Genomic DNA, 18169 nt, shown 5'->3' on the forward strand with positions numbered 1-18169 from the left:
TAAATAACAACTTATCTGGAGGTTTTGCTAATGACTATAAAAGTAGGCATTAACGGTTTTGGTCGAATCGGACGCATGGTGTTCCGTGCCGCCGTACAGAATTTTGACGATATCGAGATCGTCGGCATCAATGATCTGCTGGACCCCGAGTATCTGGCATACATGCTGAAATACGATTCGGTGCACGGCCGCTTCAAGGGCGATATCGCCGTCGACGGCAATACCCTGATCGTCAACGGCAAGCCGATCCGCCTGACCGCCGAGCGTGATCCGGCCAACCTGAAATGGGACGAGATCGGTGCCGAGGTGGTGGTCGAGTCCACCGGCCTGTTCCTGACCAAGGAGACCTGCGAGAAGCATCTCGCTGCCGGCGCCAAAAAGGTGATCCAGAGCGCCCCCAGCAAGGACGACACGCCGATGTTCGTGTATGGCGTGAACCACGAGAAATATGCCGGTGAGACCATCATCTCCAACGCCTCCTGCACCACCAACTGTCTGGCCCCGATCGTCAAGGTGTTGAACGACAGCTTCGGTATCAAGCGTGGCCTGATGACCACCGTGCATGCGGCGACCGCCACCCAGAAGACCGTGGACGGCCCGTCGATGAAGGACTGGCGCGGCGGTCGCGGCATCCTGGAGAACATGATCCCCTCGTCCACCGGCGCGGCCAAGGCGGTCGGCAAGGTGATCCCGGAGCTGAACGGCCTGCTCACCGGCATGGCCTTCCGCGTACCCACCTCGGACGTGTCGGTGGTGGACCTCACTGTCGAGCTGAATACCGAGGCGAGCTACGCGGAGATCTGCAGCGCCATGAAGGACGCCTCCGAGGGCAAGATGAAGGGCGTGCTGGGCTACACCAACGAGAAGGTGGTCTCCACCGATTTCCGCGGCGAGTCCTGCACCTCCACCTTCGACGAGGAGGCCGGCATCGCACTGGACAAGACCTTCGTCAAGGTCGTCTCCTGGTACGACAACGAGTGGGGTTACTCCAGCAAGGTGCTGGAGATGGTCCGCGTCATGCAGCAGTAACCAGACCGCCCAGCGGAGGGGATGCGCCTGTCATCCCCTCAGTCAGACGATGCCCCGGTGCGAGTCCCTCGTACCGGGGCCATCGCATGGCCGGCAAGAGGTATTCGCTGAAATAACCGTTTCATCCAATCCCTTTTGAATAATACACACGCGTTCCCAGGAGATCCTTTCCATGTCCGTAATCAAAATGACCGATCTTGACCTTGCCGGCAAACGGGTGCTGATCCGCCAGGATCTGAACGTGCCCATCAAGGCGGGCAAGGTGGCCTCGGATAAGCGCATCCGCGCCTCCCTGCCGACCATCGAGCACTGCGTCAAGGCCGGCGCCCGGGTGATGCTGATGTCCCATCTGGGTCGGCCCACCGAGGGCGAGTATGCCGAGGAGTTTTCGCTGCAGCCGGTGGCCAGCTACCTTGCCGAGGCGCTGGGCAAGGACGTGCGGCTGGTCAGCGACTACCTGGATACCCCTCCCGCCATGGCCGACGGCGACGTGGTGCTGCTGGAGAATGTTCGTTTCAATCCGGGTGAAAAGAAGAATGACGAGGCGCTGTCGCGCAAGTACGCGGCGCTGTGCGACGTCTACGTGATGGACGCCTTCGGTACCGCCCACCGCGCCCAGGCCTCGACCCACGGCGCCGGCACCTATGCCCCCACCGCCTGTGCCGGTCCGCTGCTGGCCGGCGAACTGGAGGCGCTGGGCCGGGCGCTGGACAATCCGGCCCGTCCCATGGCGGCCATCGTCGGCGGCTCCAAGGTCTCCACCAAGCTGACCGTGCTGGATGCCCTGTCCAAGATCGTTGATCAGTTGATCCCCGGTGGTGGTATCGCCAACACCTTTATCGCGGCGGCCGGCTACAACGTGGGCAAGTCGCTCTACGAGCCCGACCTGATTGCGGAGGCGAAGCGGCTGATGGAGGTGGCGAAGTCCAAGGGCGGCGAGATTCCGGTACCCACCGACGTGGTGTGCGGCAAGGAGTTCTCGGAATCCGCCGAGGCCACGGTCAAGCGGGTGGAGGATGTGGCGGATGACGACATGATTTTCGATATCGGTCCGGAGACCGCGGCGCGCTTTGCCGAGCTGATGAAGACCGCCGGCACCATCGTCTGGAACGGTCCGGTGGGCGTATTCGAGTTCGATCAATTTGGCGCCGGTACCCAGACCCTGGGCATGGCGATCGCCGACTCTTCGGCATTTTCGATCGCAGGTGGCGGCGATACCCTGGCCGCCGTGGATAAGTATGCCATTGCCGATCGTGTCTCCTACATCTCAACCGGTGGCGGTGCCTTCCTGGAGTTCCTGGAAGGCAAGAAGCTGCCGGCGGTGGAGATGCTGGAGTCGCGCGCGGCTGGATGAAGAACAGAGGGGCGGCGTGTGCGAGCAGCGGACGCCGGTCCCGGAGATACTATGTTAAGAAGAACCAAAATTCTGGCCACACTGGGTCCGGCTACCGACGACCCCAAGGTGCTGGATCAGCTGATCGGCGCCGGTGTGGATGTGGTGCGCCTGAATCTCTCCCACGGTACCCATGAAGAGCACCGGCGACGCGCGGAGATCGTACGTGACCGGGCGCGGGCCAGCGGCCGCCAGGTCGGTCTGCTGGTGGACCTGCAGGGGCCGAAGATCCGTATCTCCGGCTTCCGCGAGGGCAAGGTGTTCCTGGTGCAGGGCGAACAGTTCGTCCTGGATACCCAATGCGGTCCCCGGGACGGCGACCAGCACCGGGTCGGCCTGACCTTTCCAGAATTGATCCAGGATGTGAAGCGGGGCGATACCCTGGTGCTGGCTGACGGCGCCATTATGCTCTGGGTCGAAGAGGTGGCTGAGACCGAGATCCGCTGCAAGGTGGAGACCGGCGGCGAGCTCTCCAACAGCAAGGGGATCAACAAGCAGGGCGGCGGCCTGTCCGCGCCCGCGCTGACCGACAAGGACAAGGAGGATATCCTGTTTGCCGCCAGTATAGAGGCCGACTACCTGGCCGTCTCCTTCGTGCGCAATGCCGAGGATGTGGACCAGGCCCGGGCGCTGCTGCGCGAGGCGGGCGGCAGCGGCGGCATCGTCGCCAAGGTGGAGCGGGCCGAGGCGCTGGATGTGATCGAGGAGATCATCGCGGCCTCGGAAGCGATCATGATCGCCCGCGGCGACCTCGGGGTCGAGATCGGTGACGCGGAACTGCCGGCGGTACAGAAGCGGCTGATCCGCCTGGCCCGCTCGCGCAACAAGGTGGCGATCACCGCCACCCAGATGATGGAATCGATGATTGAGCATCCCATTCCGACCCGCGCCGAGGTGTTCGACGTGGCCAATGCGGTGCTGGACGGCACCGATGCGGTGATGCTCTCGGCGGAGACGGCGGCCGGCCACTACCCGGTGCAGACCGTGGCGGCGATGGGCAAGATCTGCCGCGAGGCGGAGAAGCAGCTCAAGGTGCGCAAATCACACCATCGCCTGAACAGCGTGTTCGGTCGTATCGACGAGGCGATCGCCATGGCCGCCATGTATACCGCAAACCACCTGGACGTGGCCGCCATTGCGGCCTGGACCGAGACCGGCTATACCCCGATGTGGATGTCGCGCATCAGCTCGGGTATCCCGATCTATGCCCTGACCTCACACGTGGCGACGCGCCGCAAGGTGACCCTGTTTCGTGGCGTCTATCCGGTCAGCTTCGATGTCTCCAGCGACAGCGACCAGGATATCAACAAGGCGATTGTCAGCGAGATGCTGCAGCGTGGCGCGGTGCGCAACGGCGACCTGTTGATCATCACCAAGGGTGATACCAGCGGGGTCATGGGCGGTACCAATGTAATGAAGATATTGCGGGTCGGGGAGCACTGCTGAGCCGGCTTGAATCTGAAAACGGGACCGGATTCGAGGCGCCACCTAGATCGGCCAACAAGGCAGGCCAATCACCTGCAGACCGGGTGAGAAGTTACGTTTTACGAATAACAGCAGGGTAGGGTGGTGCGGAAGACGTGCCCACCCAACCGCGCTTGATTTACAAGACGGACGGGATTTCGTCCGGCGGATTAAATACAAAGTTATCTAGAGAAGGAGAACATCATGCCTCTAATTTCCATGCGACAGCTGCTGGATTATGCCGCCGATCACCAGTTCGGTATGCCGGCTTTCAACGTCAACAATATGGAGCAGGTGCACGCCATCATGCAGGCGGCGCACGAGACCGACAGTCCGGTCATCATGCAGGGTTCGGCGGGCGCGCGCGCCTATGCCGGTGAAACCTTCCTGCGCCACCTGATCCTGGCGGCCCTGGAGGCCTATCCGCACATCCCCATCGTCATGCACCAGGATCACGGCACCTCCCCGGCGGTCTGCCTGCGTTCCATCCAGTCCGGTTTCTCCTCGGTAATGATGGACGGCTCGCTGATGAGCGACGGCAAGACCCCCGCCTCCTATGAGTACAACGTGGACGTGACCCGCCGGGTGGTGGAGATGGCCCACGCCGGCGGTGTCTCGGTGGAGGGCGAGCTGGGTTGTCTCGGTTCCCTGGAGACCGGCGAGGCGGGTGAAGAGGATGGCATCGGCGCCGTGGGCAAGCTGGATATGGATCAGCTGCTGACCGACCCCGAGCAGGCGGCCGACTTCGTCAAGCTGACCCGGGTGGATGCCCTGGCCATCGCCATCGGCACCTCCCACGGCGCCTACAAGTTTACCAAGAAGCCCACCGGCGAGGTGCTGCGCATCGACCGCATCAAGGAGATCCATCAGCGCATCCCCAACACCCACCTGGTGATGCACGGTTCCTCCTCGGTGCCCCAGGAGTGGCTGGCCATCATCAACAACTACGGCGGCGACATGGGCCAGACCTATGGCGTGCCGGTGGAGGAGATTGTCGAAGGCATCAAGCACGGCGTGCGCAAGGTCAATATCGACACCGACCTGCGCATGGCCTCGACCGGCGCTATCCGCCGGCACCTGCACGACGCCCCCTCCAACTTCGATCCGCGCAAGTTCTACAAGGAGGCGACCAAGGGGATGAAGGAGATCTGCAAGGCGCGTTACGAGGCCTTTGGCTGCAATGGCCATGCGTCCAAGATCCGCGCCAAGTCCCTGGAGACCATGTTCGGCCTGTACGAGAGCGGCGAGCTGGACCCGCAGATCAGCTGATCCGGGAGCAGCTGCGCTGTATCGCCGGGGCGCCCTTGGGCGCCCCTTTTTTTATTGTCGCCGCTGCTGCTCGACCCGTAGGGGCAGGCCCCCGTGCCTGCCCTGGTCCCGCACAACCGGAGATATCGGGCAACCACGGGGGGTTGCCCCTACGCGGGACAGGGATCAGATCATCTCGCGGATATCTCCTACACAGCAAACCGGATGCTTTCATACTCCGACAGGTCAATGGTCTGCCGCGCCTGCCAAAGATTAAAGTTATCCTGCATCAGTAGCCAGCTCTCCGGCGAACGGCCCAGGACCTTGGAGAGCTTCAAGGCCATGGCGGGCGATACATCCGTCTTGCCGTTGAGCAAGCGGCTCACCAGACCTGAACTGACTTTCAGCTTACGAGCCAGCTCATTGGAACCCAGAGCGAACGGCTCCAGATACACCCGCTTGATGAACTCCCCAGGGTGCATAGGGTTGTGCTGTTGAATATTCATCAATGGTAATCCTCGTAATTTACAACATAGGCGTGGCCGTCCACGAACTCAAAGACGATCCGCCAATTCCCGCTGACGCTGATTGCCCACAGGCCAGCCCGGTTGCCTTTGAGTGAGTGCAGCCGCCAGCCGGGTAAATCCATATCCTCGATGATGGTGGCGGTATGAAGGGCTTGCAGCCGTTCTTCGAGGCGGCGCGCATGGTTGACCTGAATGCCTGCCGTACTGCCGGAGGTAAAGAACCTCTCCAGTCCCTTGTGTTTGAAGTTCTTGATCATTGGGATTACTCTAGTACATTGTTTACTGTTGCACAACAGTTACTTAACAGGGCCTTGGGCAGGTTCCGGGCCACCCTTTCGAGGGGGCTTTCAGACGATCACAAAAGGCGCGGCAAATCTGGCGGTAAGTCAGACTTCTGGACGCCGAACCCCCGCGATTACCCATGAAAAAGCAGAAGCAACCGGCAAAAAAACCGCCCAGGAAGCTTTTTTATCGCCTTCAGGATTTAGATTTTCACGCTCATGGCATAGAATCCGCTAACAGTGCCCTGTCGCCGTCATACGCGGGGAAGTGGTGCCGGGCATGGAGTGCGGCTGTCAGGGGATAGGCCGCGGCATAATAACGAGAATGATAGGAGCGGGATTGTGGGTGAGCACTACAGCGTGATCTATACCGGCCAGTTGCGGCTGGGCACCGAAATAGACGATGCGATAGCGGATTTCTGTCGACGCTTCAAGGTGTCCGAGGAGAAGGCCAGGAAGGTATTCGCGGCCTCCCGTGAGATCACCCTCAAGAAGGCGCTGGAGAGAGCCAGCGCGGAAAAGTATCAACAGGCGCTGGAGGCGACCGGCATGATCGTGCGGCTGGAACCGGTCCGGCAGAGCGGCGGACTGAGCGGCCTCTCGCTGGAGCCGCAGTCGGATGGCAAAACGGATGCCGATAGTCCCACGGTGGCCTCGCTGGACGCCACGCCATCTCCCGATAACCCGGCGCTAGCGCGCTGTCCCAAGTGCGGCTCGGAAAACCTGGAGAATGATACCTGCCTCGGCTGCGGCATCGTCATCTCCAAATACCTGGCCCGCCAGGCGGCCGATGCCGAACAGGCGAGCTACAGCGAAGCGTCGGCCAGCGCCAAGGATCCCTATGCTGCGCCCCGGGCCGAACTGGTGGGCGAGGCGCAACGCGGCGAGCTGTCCGGTCCGCAGTCCCGGCCGATCGGCCACGGCTGGGCGTGGATCCGGCGCGGCTTCTGGCATTTCCGGCAGAATCCGCTGGCGTGGATTATCACCCTGGTGGTCTGGGTGGTGCTCTCGGTGGTGCTCAGCCTGGTGCCGTTCATCGGCTCGCTGGTGATCACCCTGATTTCGCCGGTGATCCTCGCCGGTCTGATGCTGGGCTGCGCCGCCCAGGAGCACGGGGACGATTTCGAGCTCAGCCACCTGTTTGCCGGCTTCTCTTCCAGTGTCGGTCAGCTGATGCTGGTCGGGCTGCTCTATCTGGTCGGCGTTATCGCCCTCACCTTTGTGCTGGGCATGGTCGGCGGCGGGATGCTGATCGGCATGCTGGGGGGGATGGATGCGATGCAGAATGCCGACCCCGGTGCCATTGCCTCGGCCATGGGCGTCGGCTCGGTGCTGCTGCTGATACTGGTGGCTTTCGGCCTCTCCATTCCGCTGACGATGGCCTACTGGTTCGCCCCCGCCCTGATCGCCATGGAGGGGATGTCGGCCCTCAGCGCCATGAAACTGAGCTTCTCCGGCTGTGTCCGCAACATCCTGCCGTTCCTGCTGTATGGTGTCGTGGCCCTGGTGCTGTTTTTCCTCGGCGCCCTGCCCGTGGGCCTCGGCCTGCTGGTGGTGATGCCGGTGATGACCGCCTCCATGTATACTGCCTATCGCGATATCTATTACCAGTGAATGCCGTTTAATGCTGGATACTAGCCGCCGTTATGAGACCCCGGAGGGGATCGCCCTGGGCCTGCGCATTGCCGGACCAGTGGTGCGCAGCTGCGCCTGGGCCATCGACATGCTGATTCGCGCCGGTCTCTATCTGGCTATCGCCATCCCCTTCTCGTTCCTCGGTGGCCTGGGGTTCGGCCTCAGCCTGGTGGTGTTCTTTCTCATCGAATGGTTCTATCCGGTGTTCTTCGAGCTGCGCCAGGGGGCCACGCCGGGCAAGAAGGCGATGGGGCTGGAGGTGATCCAGGATAACGGCACGCCGGTATCCTGGTCCGCCTCGCTGCTCAGGAATCTGTTGCGGGCGGCCGATTTCCTGCCCTTTCTGTATGCCGCCGGACTGGCCTCGATGCTGCTGAACCGCAACTTCCAGCGCCTGGGCGACCTCGCCGCCGGCACACTGGTGGTGTATCGGGACAAGGCCACTCAGCGCCACGAGTTGCCGGAGGTGCCGCCCGTCCATCCGCCCCAGCCGTTGACCCGCGAGGAGCAGCGGACCCTGCTGGCCTTTGCCGAGCGCACGCCGCTGTTGACCGCGGAACGGCAGGTCGAGCTGGCCGAGATCCTCACCGGCCTGAGCGGCCGGCAGGGGACGGCGGCGGTGACCGAACTGCACGCCTACGCCAGCTGGCTGGCGCAGGGACGTTAGCATGCGCCAACTCGATTTCGAACGCCGCCACCGGGACGCCTGGGAACAGCTGCGGCTGCTGCTGGACGATCTGGAGCGATCCCGGCGCAAGCGCCGCCACAGCCGGGACGAGCTGGCGCGGCTGCCGTCGCTCTATCGTGAACTCTGCAATCACTATGCGATCGCCCGCAGCCGCCACTACAGCCCGGCCCTGGAGCAGCAGTTGCATGAACTGGTGTTGCGTGGCCATCGCCAGCTCTACTCGGGGCGCGGCGCCGAACTCTGGCGCCTGGTGCAGTTCATCGCCTACGGCTTCCCGCGCGCCCTGCGCCGGCAGATCCGCTACTTCTGGCTGGCGGCGGCGTTGCTGGCCCTGCCCGGGCTGCTGGTGGGCGGTTTCTGCTATCTGCAGCCGGAGCTGATCTACAGCGTGATGGATGAGGATCAGGTGGCCGGCATGGAGGCGATGTATGATCCGGGCAACCGCAAACCGGGCCGTTCCCTGGAGCGCAGTGCGGAGACCGACATGATGATGTTCGGCCACTATATCTCCAACAACATCGGCATCGGCTTCCGCACCTTCGCCGGCGGTATGCTGTTCGGCCTCGGCTCGGTACTGCTGTTGCTGTTCAACGGCGTGGCCATCGGTGCCGTGGCCGGTCACCTGACCCGGGTCGGCTACCAGGACACCTTCTGGTCCTTTGTCAGTGGTCACGGCGCGTTCGAACTGACCGCCATCGCCATCTGCGGCGCCTCGGGGCTGATCCTCGGCCACGCCCTGATCGCCCCCGGACAGCTGACCCGGCTGGACGCCCTGAAACGGCGCGCCCGGGAGGCGCTGCCGCTGGTGATGGGGGCGGCCTTCATGCTGCTGATCGCCGCCGTTATCGAGGCCTTCTGGTCCTCCGGCACGGCGGCCGTCGAGATCAAGTACGGCGTGGCCGGCCTGCTCTGGCTGCTGGTGTTGTATTATCTGGGGTTTGCCGGCCGGGAAGCGCATGGAACTGGATAGGATCGCCGTCACCGTGCGTCCCCGCACCCCCTGGGAGGCGATCGACCTCGGCTTTGCCATGGCCCGCGTCTGGTTCGTGCCGCTCTGGCTGCTCTGGCTGGCCCTGGCGCTGCCGGTCTATCTGCTGGCGGCGTTATTACTTCCCGACCACCCCTTGTGGGTCATCCTGATCGTCTGGTGGTGCAAGCCGGCCTACGAGCCGCTGCTGCTGTTCTGGCTGAGCCGTGCCCTGTTTGCCGACCGGATCCCCCTGCGCGCTGTCCTGCGGCAGGCGTTCCGGATCGTTTTCCCGCAACTGCTGGTCAACCTGACCTGGCGCCGTTTCAACCCCAACCGCTCCTTCAACATGCCGGTGACAGTACTGGAAAGGCTCCGCGGCAAGGCGCGCAAAAAACGGGTGGCGGTGCTGGGGCGGGGACAGCAGGCGAGTACCTGGCTGACGATCGTGGGGATGCATTTCGAGATCATTCTGGAGCTCTCCTTCATCTTTCTGATCATCATCATGCTGCCCGAGGAGTTGCGCTGGCTGAACCTGGACAATTTCCTGTTCAATCCCGGGCGTCTGGAGCAGTGGCTGCAGCATCTGGGTGACCTGTTCGCCATGTCCCTGATCGCCCCCTTCTATGTGGCGGGCGGATTCGCCCTCTACCTGACCCGGCGCACCGAACTCGAGGCGTGGGATATCGAGCTTGCCTTCCGCCGCCTGATCAGCAGGAAACAGAGTAGCCGGGAGGCCCGTCCCGCCCGTCCGGCCGGACGGGCGGGACGGGCGGGGCGGGCGCTGAGCCTGCTGCTGGGCGGCGCGTTGCTGGCCGGCGGCCACGTCCCCGATCTGCCCGCCGCGACCCTGGAGACCCGGGAGGCCAAAACGGTCATAGCGCAGGTGCTGGCGGATGAGGCGTTCGGCCAGCGCAAACAGGAGACCTACTGGAAATACATCGGCGCGGCAGAGGAGCCGGCGGCCGATCGGGAGGATCTGCACTGGCTGGTGAAGTGGCTGTTGGAGGTGCTGGAGGGCTTCACCCGCGGTACCGCCGCCTTCGGCAAGGGCGTGTTGCTGATCGGGGCGGGCGTGCTGCTGGCCTGGCTGCTGTACAAGGCTTGGGGCAACCGGGAGTCCCTGGTGATCCGCCGGCCGCAGAGCACAAGGCGGCGGCAGCGCCCGGCCAGTCTGTTCGGGCTGTCGTTGGACAGCCAGTCGCTGCCGGTCGACATTGCGGGGGAGTGCCGGCGGCTACTGCAGCAAGGAGAGATCCGCGCGGCACTGAGCCTGCTCTACCGGGGGGTGCTGGTGGCGCTGCTGCGGCATGAGCGGCTGGAGATAGCGGACAGTGCCACCGAGGGCGAGTGTGTCGCCCAGGTGCGGGAGGTCTGTCCCGAGGGCGAGAGCGCCTTCTTTGTGCGCCTGACGCGGGTCTGGATCGCGGCGGCCTACGGGCATCAGCCAGCGGATGCACGGCAGGTCGCCGGGCTGTGTGACGAATGGCAGCGGCTGTTCGGCGGAGAGCCGGACCATGGGTAGTCGGCTGACATGGGCGTTGATCGGGGTGTTGCTGTTGCTGCTCGCGGGCTGGGGTGTGCAGTGGTTCTTCGCCAATCATGAACAGCGCAGCCGCGAGATCGTCGAAGGGATGTCGCCGCTGGCAAAAAGAAATCCGCTGCTGGCGGCCGAGCGTTTCCTCAACCGCATCGGCCTGGACGCCGAGAGCATCAGTGGCCGTGACCGCCTGCTGACCCCGCCGGCGGAGCCCGGTCTGCTGCTGGTCTACCGGCTGGGCGTGAGCCTACCGCCGGAGCGCGAGCAGGTACTGCTGGGCTGGGTACGGCAGGGTGGCCATCTGCTGATCACCCCGCAGGAGGCGTGGGACGACGCGGCCCAGAGCAGCGGCAACAGCCTGCTGGACGCCCTGGGGGTCCACCCCCAGTTCGTCGACCCCCAGCCCCGCGACGAGACGCCACCGGCGGATCAAACCGCGGACGACGGCAACCTCTCATCCCGTGAAAAACCGGCGCCGGTGCTGTTCGAGCTGCCCGCAACCGGGGACCAGATCGGTGTCGCCTTCAGTGCCCGGCGCCTGCTGTTCGACAGTCAGGGGCGGGCCGACTGGACGGTCGAGACGGAGGCGGGCGCCCATCTGCTGCAGTACCGGCTGGGGCAGGGACGGATCACGGTGATCGGCGACCTGGAGATCTTCGCCAATGCCGCGATCGGTGAGCAGGATCATGCCCTGCTGCTGGCGCGGCTGGTGGGCCAGCAGCGGCGCGCCTGGCTGCTCTACAGCAGCGACATGCCGCCGTTGCCGCAATTGCTGTGGCGCCTGGCCCCGGGGCTGGTCATATCACTCGCTAGCCTGGGGCTGCTGCTGGTCTGGTCGCTGACCCGGCGCAGCGGGCCGGTCATCACCCCCGGGCAGGCGGCGCGGCGCAACCTGATGGAGCACCTGGCGGCGGTGAGCCGTTACCTCTGGCGTACCGACCAGGCGGCTGCCACCTTCGGCCAATCCCAGGCGGCGCTGGAGCAGGCGTGGCGGCAGCGCCATCCCGTGCTGGGGACCCTGGAGCAGGGGGAGCGCTGCCAATGGATCGCGCAGCATGCCGGACTCTCGCCCCCGGCGGTGGAACGGGCACTCTATGGCGGGTATCAGGGCGAACAGGCATTTATTCAGGTGACGGCAGTCCAACAGAGACTGGCGGCGCGGTTGCATATACAGGAGAAGACGCGTGGATGAGGAGATGAACGTGGCGGCGCCGCCGAGCGGTGGAGTGTGCCCGGAGACACTGGATCAGGCGACACTGGATCAGGAGACGCTGGACCAGGTCCAGGGGCTGGAACGCGAGGTACAACGGGCGGTGATCGGACAGAAACGGGTCATCCGCGAGGTGATTATCGGTCTGCTGGCGGCCGGGCATGTGCTGGTGGAGGGCGTCCCGGGACTGGGCAAGACCCTGCTGGTGCGTGCCCTGGCGGCGGCCGTGGGAGGACATTTCAGCCGGGTCCAGTTCACCCCGGACCTGATGCCGAGCGATATCAGCGGACATGTGATGTTCGATATGAAGCGGGACGCCTTCCGGGTACGCAAGGGCCCGGTATTCTGTAATTTCCTGCTGGCGGACGAGATCAACCGGGCACCGGCCAAGACCCAGTCGGCCCTGCTGGAGGTGATGCAGGAGCAGCAGGTCACCATCGAGGGGACCTCCTATCCGCTGGAGCTGCCGTTCCTGGTCCTGGCCACCCAGAACCCGATCGAACAGGAGGGGACCTACCCCCTGCCCCAGGCCCAGCTGGACCGCTTCCTGCTCAAGGTGTTCATCGACTATCCCGCCCAGGAGGAGGAGCAGGCGCTGGTGCATCACGTCACCAACGGGGTGGTGGGTGATCAACTGGATATCTCGGCGGTGCGCGGCCTGCTGAACCCGGCGCAGGTACTGAAACTGCAGCGCGCGGCGGCCCGCCTGCGGGTGGATGAACAGATTGTCGGCTATGCGGTGCGCATCGTGCGCACGGCGCGGGACTGGAGCGGGGTCGAGGTGGGGCCGGGACCGCGCGGCAGCATTTCGCTGCTGCGTGCCGCGCGTGCCCATGCCCTGCTGGAGGGCAACGCCTTTGTCACCCCGGACGACGTCAAGGCGGTCGCCGCAGCGGTGCTGCGCCACCGCATGAAGCTGACCACCGACCTGGAGATCGAAGGCTACCAGGCGGACGACGTGCTGGCCGATATCCTGGTCAATGTGGATGCACCGCGCATATGACACCGAGCCGGTCGCTGCTCTGGGCCACGCTTGGGGTCAGCCTGCCGGCGTTGCCGGCGGCCTTCTATCCGGCGCTGCACGAGCTCTGGCTGGTGCTGTTCTGGCTGCTTTGCGGGGTGTTGCTGCTGGATGCCCTGCTGGTGCGCAAGGCCCCGAACATCACCCTCAGCCGCAGCCTGCGCCACAGCATCCCGGTCGGGGTGTGGTCGAAGGTGGGGCTGCGCCTGGATAATCCGGGCGCCCGTCCGCTGCGGCTGTGGCTGCATGATCATCATCCGGGCGGATTCGAGTGCGAGGCGATGCCCGCCGCGCTGGATCTCCCGGCGCACAGCACGGGGTATGTCGAATACCGGGTGAAGCCGCGGCGCCGGGGTGACGCCGCGTTCAGCGGCTGTGACCTGATCGTCACCTCGCCCCTCGGTTTCTGGCACCACCGGCACTTCCATGCCCTGGCCGAAGGGGTCAAGGTGTTTCCCGATTTTCAGGAGATCGGCCGCTATGCCCTGCTGGCGACGGATCATCGGCTCAGTCAGATGGGGGTGCGGCGGCGCCAGCGGCGCGGGCAGGGCAATGACTTCCATCAGCTGCGTGAGTACCGTGCCGGCGATGCCCTGCGCCAGATCGACTGGAAGGCCAGTTCGCGCTACCGCAAGCTGATCTCCAAGGAGTATCAGGATGAGCGTGACCAGCAGGTACTGTTTCTGCTCGATTGCGGCCGCCGCATGCGCCACGAGGAGGCCGGGCGGGTGCATCTGGATCAGGCACTCAACGCGCTGCTGCTACTGGCCCATGTGGCGGCCCGGCAGGGGGATGCGGTGGGCCTGCTCACCTTCGGTGGCGCCGATCGCTGGCTGCCGCCGCGCAAAGGGGCGGGGGTGGTCCAGGATCTGCTGTCGCGCACCTATGATCTGAGCGCCGGCCAGGAGGCGGCCGATTTCCTGCTGGCGGCCCGGCAACTGATGTCGCTGCAGCCGCGCCGCGCCCTGGTGGTGGTGATGACCAACACCCGGGATGAGGACCACACCGACCTGATCCAGGCGATCCAGCTGCTGAAGCGGCGGCATCTGGTGGTGGTGGCCAATCTGCGCGAGTCGATCCTGGATGAGGTGCTGGAGCGGCCGGTGAGCGATCTGGACACGGCACTGCAGTTTCACACGGTCAATGGGTATCTGGAGCAGCGGCGAAAGAGTCTGGACAACCTGCGGCATCAGGGGGTGCTGACCCTGGACCTGCAGGCACCCCAGTTGCCGGTCGCCCTGGTGAACGGCTATCTGATGATCAAGGCGTCGGGGACGCTCTGATGTAATAGTTATTCCTGATTAGCCATCTGAATCGACCGTGCTCAGGAAAATATTAGCCGCGAGGAGTGGTGCAAGGATGCACCGTTTACGGACCTAAAGATGGAATGAACGCGAATGAGCGCGAATAATGGTAATTTCGCAATAACCTTGCACAACCGGTAGGGTGCTGGTGAGCTTGCGAACCGCACCGTTGCCGGAATCCCTGCCAGGCACACCGACGCATGTGGGCGAAATCCGGGACGCCGTTGCATCGCGCCTCAATAAAGCGGCAGCGGCGGCTCATCCAGCAGCCGCAGCTGCTGCTCCAGTTCGCCCAGGTGGGCCTGCCAGTACTGGTGGGTATGGAACCAGGGGAAGGCCTGGGGAAAGGCGGGGTCTTGCCAGCGCCGCGCCAGCCAGGCGGCATAATGGATCATGCGCAGGGTGCGCAATGGTTCGATCAGTGCCACCTCGCGGCTGTCCAGTTGGCGGAAGGTCTCGTAGCCCTCGTGGATATAGCTCAGCTGCAGCGCCATCTCCTGACGGTCACCGGACAACAGCATCCACAGATCCTGAATTGCCGGACCGCTGCGGCAGTCATCCATGTCCACGAAGTGCGGCCCCTGCTCGGTCCAGAGGATATTGCCCGGATGGCAGTCGCCATGCAGCCGGATCACGCGTCCCGGCCGGGCCGCGGAAAAGGCTTCCTCGATGCCCTGTTGCAGCGCCTCGGTCACCCGTCGATAGCCCGATTCAAGTTCCAGCGGGATGCAGCCTTCGGCCAGCAGATAGTCCGCGCAGGCGCGGCCCATCTGGTCCGGGTCGATGGTGGGGCGGTGCTGGAACGGCTGGGCGGAACCGATCAGGTGGATGCGGGCGATAAAGCGGCCGATCCACGCCAGGTTGTCGGGATTCTCCAACTCCGGCCAGCGCCCGCCGCGGCGCGGGAACAGGGCAAAGCGGTAGCCCTGGAAATGGTGCAGGGTAACGCCCTGGGGATCCTCCAGGGGCGCCACCACCGGTATCTCGTCGGCGGCCAGGGCCAGGGTGAAACGGTGCTCCTCCAGGATGCTCGCATCGCTCCAGCGCTGCGGCCGGTAGAACTTGGCCACCAGCGGCGGTCCCTCGTCCATGCCGATCTGGTAGACCCGGTTTTCGTAACTGTTCAGGGCCAGCATGCCGCCGGAGGGCCGGTAGCCGACCGATTCCAGCGCGCAGAGAATGGTTTCGGGTGTCAGGTCGGCGTAGGGTGTGCCCGGATCAGACATCGAATCCGGCCTGGCGCAGCGCCCGCTGCAGCTGGCGCGGTTCGAACCCCTGGATCTGCTGCTCCCCGACCGTGATCAGGGGTACGCCGCGTGCGCCGGTGCGCATGAAATCGAGCTGGGCGCGGCGGTTGCGCTCCACGTCCTGTTCGGTGAAGGGGATATGGTGCTCCTGCAGATACGCCTTGGCGCGCCGGCAGTGGGCGCAGTTGCGGCTGCTGTAGAGGGTGATGCGTGGCGGTCGCTTTTTCATGGCTCTATCCCAGTTAGTTGTTGGTGTTGATCAAGCTTGGTGAATCACTCCGTAGGAGCGCCTCTGGCGCGAAGCTTTTCGCGGCGAAGCCACTCCTACAAAAGCACTGTCCATCATGCAACACCTAATTGGTATATAGCCGAATGGCACTTACTTAAGCCAAGAACCACCGTCATCCCGGCGCAGGCCGGGATCCAGAACCCGCATCCGCGGTGAATTCATGGATTCCGGCCTGCGCCGGAATGACGAAAATCCTACAATTCGCCTTAAGTAAGTGCCATTCGTATATAGCCTTTTTCATCGGTTGTATCACCCGGTCAGGATGCGCTCCGCCTCGCGGTACTTATCGGCGGTCTTGCTGATCACCTCATCCGGCAGCACCGGCCCCGGCGGGGTCTTGTCCCAGTCCAGGATCTCCAGGTAGTCGCGCACGAACTGCTTGTCGAAGCTCGGCGGGCTGATGCCCGGCTGGTACTGGTCCGCCGGCCAGAAGCGGGAGGAGTCCGGAGTCAGCACCTCATCGATCAGGTAGAGCTGGCCCTGTTCGTCCAGGCCGAACTCGAACTTGGTGTCGGCGATGATAATACCCTTCTGCAGGGCATAGTCGGCGCACTCGCTGTAGATGCGCAGGCTCGACTCGCGGACCTGGTTGGCCAGCGTCTCGCCGATCAGGTCCACCATCTGGTCGAAGCTGATGTTCTCGTCGTGATCCCCCATCTCCGCTTTGGACGAGGGGGTGAAGATCGGCTCCGGCAGCTTGTCGGCCTGGCGCAGCCCCTCGGGCAGCTTGATCCCGCACACCTCGCCGGTCTTCTGATAATCCTTCCAGCCGGAACCGATGATATAGCCGCGCACGATCGCCTCCACCGGCAGCGGCTTCAGCTTGCGCACCACGATGGCCCGATCCCCCAGCATCGCCCGCTGTGCCGGGTCCGGCACCACCTGCTCCAGCGGCAGCTCGGAGAGGTGATTGGGCAGGATGGAGCGGGTGCGCCCGAACCAGAAGTTGGCCACCCGGGTCAGCACCTCGCCCTTGCCAGGGATCGGCTGCGGCAGCACCACGTCGAAGGCCGACAGGCGGTCACTGGCGACGATCAGCATGTGCCCCTCGTCGATATCGAAAATATCCCGGACCTTGCCGCGGTTCAGCAGCTTCAGGTGGGGCAGGTCGGTTTCAAACAGCGCGTCAGCTTGGCTCATAATAGTGAAACTTGGTGACTGGAAAGGGGGAGCGATTATACCCTGATCCGGGGTTTGTTAATAAGCCCTTAACACATTTTGATTACAAAAAGCCGGGGTGTTGTGGGAAACTGCTCCGATGTCTGTCGGAAGCCGGGATGGGATTCCTATGTCTTTGTCTTTGCCGGAAAATGAATTCATGTCAGCCTTTCGGGGGAGTTTCACCTCCACCCTGCGCTGGCCCCAGCTGGATGCGCTCTGGGATCTGTTACGCGCTGATCCCTGTGATGACTGGTTCATCTACGCCATCGGCGAACCGCCGCCGGCAGAGCCCGCCAGCGCCCGGGATCTGAAGCGTTTTCTCGACGAAATGGCGCTGTTCCTGCGTCGCGAACATGACGAGGATTACTGCGGTATCGTCTATGCCGACAACCTGCAGCAGCCGGCATTTGTGAAAATCTACGATCCGCACAACCTGGGGGTCTCCTGCGGTTACAGCGACAACCCGCCCCTGCCTGGCTGGATAGTGAGCAAGCTGCCGCCCTGCGATCTCCCCTCGACCCGCGTCCTGCCGAACAACCGCCGGCGCTGGTGGCGTCAGCTGTTTGGCTAGCAAGGATGGATATGAAGTTAGTGGGGATCATGCTAGACTAAAAACCCAGTAAATAACTCGGAAATTAAACTAGCGGGAGGTTGTTTCATGAATGCGGTAGCCATGAATCAAGCGATAGACAAAACACAAGAGACCATGGAGGTCCTGCGGGTCTGGCGGCTGGGGGTCGAACAGGTCTGTTTTATCCTGGGGCTGCCGGAGACCCGGCTGCGCAAGCTGAACCGGTTGGGCCAGAGCGAGGCGTTACCGGACGATCCGGATGTCCAGCGCCGCGCCGACTACGTGCGCCGTATCGCCCAGGCGCTGCACACCAGCTATCCCACCAATCCCACCATGGGCGGCCGCTGGCTGCGCCAGAAGCACCGTCGGCTCGGCCAGGCGCCGCTGGCACTGATCCTTGAGCAGGGCGAGGGCGGACTGGTTCAGGTGCTGGCGGAGCTGGATTGCACCTTCTGCTGGGAGTTGAACAGCACCCGGCCCGACTGAGTCGACCGTTGTCGGCAGGCGCGGCGCACCCGCTGGTGCCAGTAGACTTCAATTTAATATTACCGGGTAAAGCTGATTCAGTTTCGTAGGGTGGATAAGCCGGTAGGC

At 63.9% G+C, this 18169-nt stretch carries 18 protein-coding genes; 13 read left to right on the forward strand and 5 right to left on the reverse strand.

Annotation, left to right across the window (positions count from 1 at the left end; translation table 11 throughout):
- The first annotated feature begins 30 nt into the window (after positions 1-30).
- The 4 genes from gap to fba all read left to right on the forward strand — a co-directional run bounded on the left by gap (position 31) and on the right by fba (position 5155).
- A complete protein-coding gene (gene gap / locus O9K64_RS07335) occupies positions 31-1029 on the forward strand; it encodes a type I glyceraldehyde-3-phosphate dehydrogenase (protein WP_275097428.1) in 999 nt (332 codons plus the stop codon).
- Positions 1030-1201: 172 nt separating this feature from the next.
- Complete coding sequence (locus tag O9K64_RS07340; protein ID WP_275097429.1) at positions 1202-2383, forward strand: phosphoglycerate kinase; 1182 nt, start codon at positions 1202-1204, stop codon at positions 2381-2383.
- A gap of 51 nt (positions 2384-2434) precedes the next feature.
- Positions 2435-3868: a pyruvate kinase gene (gene pyk, locus O9K64_RS07345; RefSeq protein ID WP_275097430.1), complete on the forward strand. Its 1434-nt coding sequence runs from the start codon at positions 2435-2437 to the stop codon at positions 3866-3868.
- A gap of 222 nt (positions 3869-4090) precedes the next feature.
- Positions 4091-5155: a class II fructose-bisphosphate aldolase gene (gene fba / locus O9K64_RS07350; protein ID WP_275097431.1), complete on the forward strand. Its 1065-nt coding sequence runs from the start codon at positions 4091-4093 to the stop codon at positions 5153-5155.
- Between the two features lie 188 nt (positions 5156-5343).
- Here fba and O9K64_RS07355 read toward each other — a convergent pair whose 3' ends face one another.
- Both O9K64_RS07355 and O9K64_RS07360 read right to left on the reverse strand, forming a co-directional pair.
- Complete coding sequence (locus O9K64_RS07355) at positions 5344-5634, reverse strand: HigA family addiction module antitoxin (RefSeq protein ID WP_275097506.1); 291 nt, start codon at positions 5632-5634, stop codon at positions 5344-5346.
- A 5-nt stretch (positions 5635-5639) separates the two neighbouring features.
- A complete protein-coding gene (locus O9K64_RS07360) occupies positions 5640-5918 on the reverse strand; it encodes a type II toxin-antitoxin system RelE/ParE family toxin (protein WP_275097432.1) in 279 nt (92 codons plus the stop codon).
- Positions 5919-6284: 366 nt separating this feature from the next.
- Here O9K64_RS07360 and O9K64_RS07365 point away from each other — a divergent pair, with 366 nt between their 5' ends.
- From O9K64_RS07365 to O9K64_RS07395, 7 genes are read left to right on the forward strand one after another with little or no spacing between them, the layout of a single operon-like run.
- Complete coding sequence (locus tag O9K64_RS07365) at positions 6285-7556, forward strand: BPSS1780 family membrane protein (protein WP_275097433.1); 1272 nt, start codon at positions 6285-6287, stop codon at positions 7554-7556.
- A 10-nt stretch (positions 7557-7566) separates the two neighbouring features.
- Positions 7567-8244 carry an RDD family protein gene (locus O9K64_RS07370; RefSeq protein ID WP_275097434.1) on the forward strand — a complete coding sequence of 226 codons (678 nt, stop codon included), beginning with the start codon at positions 7567-7569 and terminating at the stop codon, positions 8242-8244.
- A 1-nt stretch (position 8245) separates the two neighbouring features.
- Positions 8246-9235 carry a stage II sporulation protein M gene (locus tag O9K64_RS07375; protein WP_275097435.1) on the forward strand — a complete coding sequence of 330 codons (990 nt, stop codon included), beginning with the start codon at positions 8246-8248 and terminating at the stop codon, positions 9233-9235.
- Positions 9222-10757, forward strand: coding sequence for a DUF4129 domain-containing protein (locus O9K64_RS07380; protein WP_275097436.1), 1536 nt, complete (start codon positions 9222-9224; stop codon positions 10755-10757). The genes O9K64_RS07375 and O9K64_RS07380 overlap by 14 nt, the downstream gene beginning before the upstream one ends.
- Entirely contained in the window at positions 10750-11964 is a 1215-nt protein-coding gene (locus O9K64_RS07385; protein ID WP_275097437.1) for a DUF4350 domain-containing protein, read from the forward strand. Before O9K64_RS07380 ends, O9K64_RS07385 begins: the two co-directional genes overlap by 8 nt.
- Positions 11957-12985 carry an AAA family ATPase gene (locus O9K64_RS07390; RefSeq protein ID WP_275097438.1) on the forward strand — a complete coding sequence of 343 codons (1029 nt, stop codon included), beginning with the start codon at positions 11957-11959 and terminating at the stop codon, positions 12983-12985. The genes O9K64_RS07385 and O9K64_RS07390 overlap by 8 nt, the downstream gene beginning before the upstream one ends.
- The gene (locus O9K64_RS07395) at positions 12982-14286 is read left to right on the forward strand and encodes a DUF58 domain-containing protein (RefSeq protein ID WP_275097439.1); all 1305 of its coding nucleotides are present in this window, start codon (positions 12982-12984) and stop codon (positions 14284-14286) included. Before O9K64_RS07390 ends, O9K64_RS07395 begins: the two co-directional genes overlap by 4 nt.
- A gap of 257 nt (positions 14287-14543) precedes the next feature.
- Here the strand turns inward: O9K64_RS07395 and O9K64_RS07400 are convergent, their stop codons facing one another.
- The 3 genes from O9K64_RS07400 to O9K64_RS07410 form a co-directional block, all read right to left on the reverse strand.
- Positions 14544-15533, reverse strand: coding sequence for a serine/threonine protein kinase (locus O9K64_RS07400; RefSeq protein ID WP_275097440.1), 990 nt, complete (start codon positions 15531-15533; stop codon positions 14544-14546).
- Complete coding sequence (locus O9K64_RS07405; RefSeq protein WP_275097441.1) at positions 15526-15783, reverse strand: glutaredoxin family protein; 258 nt, start codon at positions 15781-15783, stop codon at positions 15526-15528. Before O9K64_RS07405 ends, O9K64_RS07400 begins: the two co-directional genes overlap by 8 nt.
- Positions 15784-16092: 309 nt before the next feature.
- Positions 16093-16983 carry a phosphoribosylaminoimidazolesuccinocarboxamide synthase gene (locus O9K64_RS07410; RefSeq protein ID WP_275097442.1) on the reverse strand — a complete coding sequence of 297 codons (891 nt, stop codon included), beginning with the start codon at positions 16981-16983 and terminating at the stop codon, positions 16093-16095.
- Between the two features lie 178 nt (positions 16984-17161).
- On the opposite strand from O9K64_RS07410, the gene O9K64_RS07415 reads away from it, so the two are divergent.
- The gene (locus tag O9K64_RS07415) at positions 17162-17575 is read left to right on the forward strand and encodes a hypothetical protein (protein ID WP_275097443.1); all 414 of its coding nucleotides are present in this window, start codon (positions 17162-17164) and stop codon (positions 17573-17575) included.
- An 87-nt stretch (positions 17576-17662) separates the two neighbouring features.
- Positions 17663-18061, forward strand: coding sequence for an antitoxin Xre/MbcA/ParS toxin-binding domain-containing protein (locus tag O9K64_RS07420; RefSeq protein WP_275097444.1), 399 nt, complete (start codon positions 17663-17665; stop codon positions 18059-18061).
- Positions 18062-18169: the final 108 nt, after the last annotated feature.

Origin of the sequence: Sedimenticola hydrogenitrophicus, from assembly GCF_029017505.1 — a bacterium.
GTDB classification, from domain to species: Bacteria; Pseudomonadota; Gammaproteobacteria; order Chromatiales; family Chromatiaceae; genus Sedimenticola; species Sedimenticola hydrogenitrophicus_A.

Bases quoted from the DNA above. Each gene is read 5' to 3' on its own strand.
- gap (WP_275097428.1), top strand. From the start codon at position 31: ATGACTATAAAAGTAGGCATTAACGGTTTTGGTCGAATCGGACGCATG.
- O9K64_RS07340 (WP_275097429.1), top strand. From the start codon at position 1,202: ATGTCCGTAATCAAAATGACCGATCTTGACCTTGCCGGCAAACGGGTG.
- pyk (WP_275097430.1), top strand. From the start codon at position 2,435: ATGTTAAGAAGAACCAAAATTCTGGCCACACTGGGTCCGGCTACCGAC.
- fba (WP_275097431.1), top strand. From the start codon at position 4,091: ATGCCTCTAATTTCCATGCGACAGCTGCTGGATTATGCCGCCGATCAC.
- O9K64_RS07360 (WP_275097432.1), bottom strand. From the start codon at position 5,918: ATGATCAAGAACTTCAAACACAAGGGACTGGAGAGGTTCTTTACCTCC.
- O9K64_RS07370 (WP_275097434.1), top strand. From the start codon at position 7,567: ATGCTGGATACTAGCCGCCGTTATGAGACCCCGGAGGGGATCGCCCTG.
- O9K64_RS07375 (WP_275097435.1), top strand. From the start codon at position 8,246: ATGCGCCAACTCGATTTCGAACGCCGCCACCGGGACGCCTGGGAACAG.
- O9K64_RS07380 (WP_275097436.1), top strand. From the start codon at position 9,222: ATGGAACTGGATAGGATCGCCGTCACCGTGCGTCCCCGCACCCCCTGG.
- O9K64_RS07385 (WP_275097437.1), top strand. From the start codon at position 10,750: ATGGGTAGTCGGCTGACATGGGCGTTGATCGGGGTGTTGCTGTTGCTG.
- O9K64_RS07395 (WP_275097439.1), top strand. From the start codon at position 12,982: ATGACACCGAGCCGGTCGCTGCTCTGGGCCACGCTTGGGGTCAGCCTG.
- O9K64_RS07400 (WP_275097440.1), bottom strand. From the start codon at position 15,533: ATGTCTGATCCGGGCACACCCTACGCCGACCTGACACCCGAAACCATT.
- O9K64_RS07405 (WP_275097441.1), bottom strand. From the start codon at position 15,783: ATGAAAAAGCGACCGCCACGCATCACCCTCTACAGCAGCCGCAACTGC.
- O9K64_RS07410 (WP_275097442.1), bottom strand. From the start codon at position 16,983: ATGAGCCAAGCTGACGCGCTGTTTGAAACCGACCTGCCCCACCTGAAG.
- O9K64_RS07415 (WP_275097443.1), top strand. From the start codon at position 17,162: ATGTCAGCCTTTCGGGGGAGTTTCACCTCCACCCTGCGCTGGCCCCAG.
- O9K64_RS07420 (WP_275097444.1), top strand. From the start codon at position 17,663: ATGAATGCGGTAGCCATGAATCAAGCGATAGACAAAACACAAGAGACC.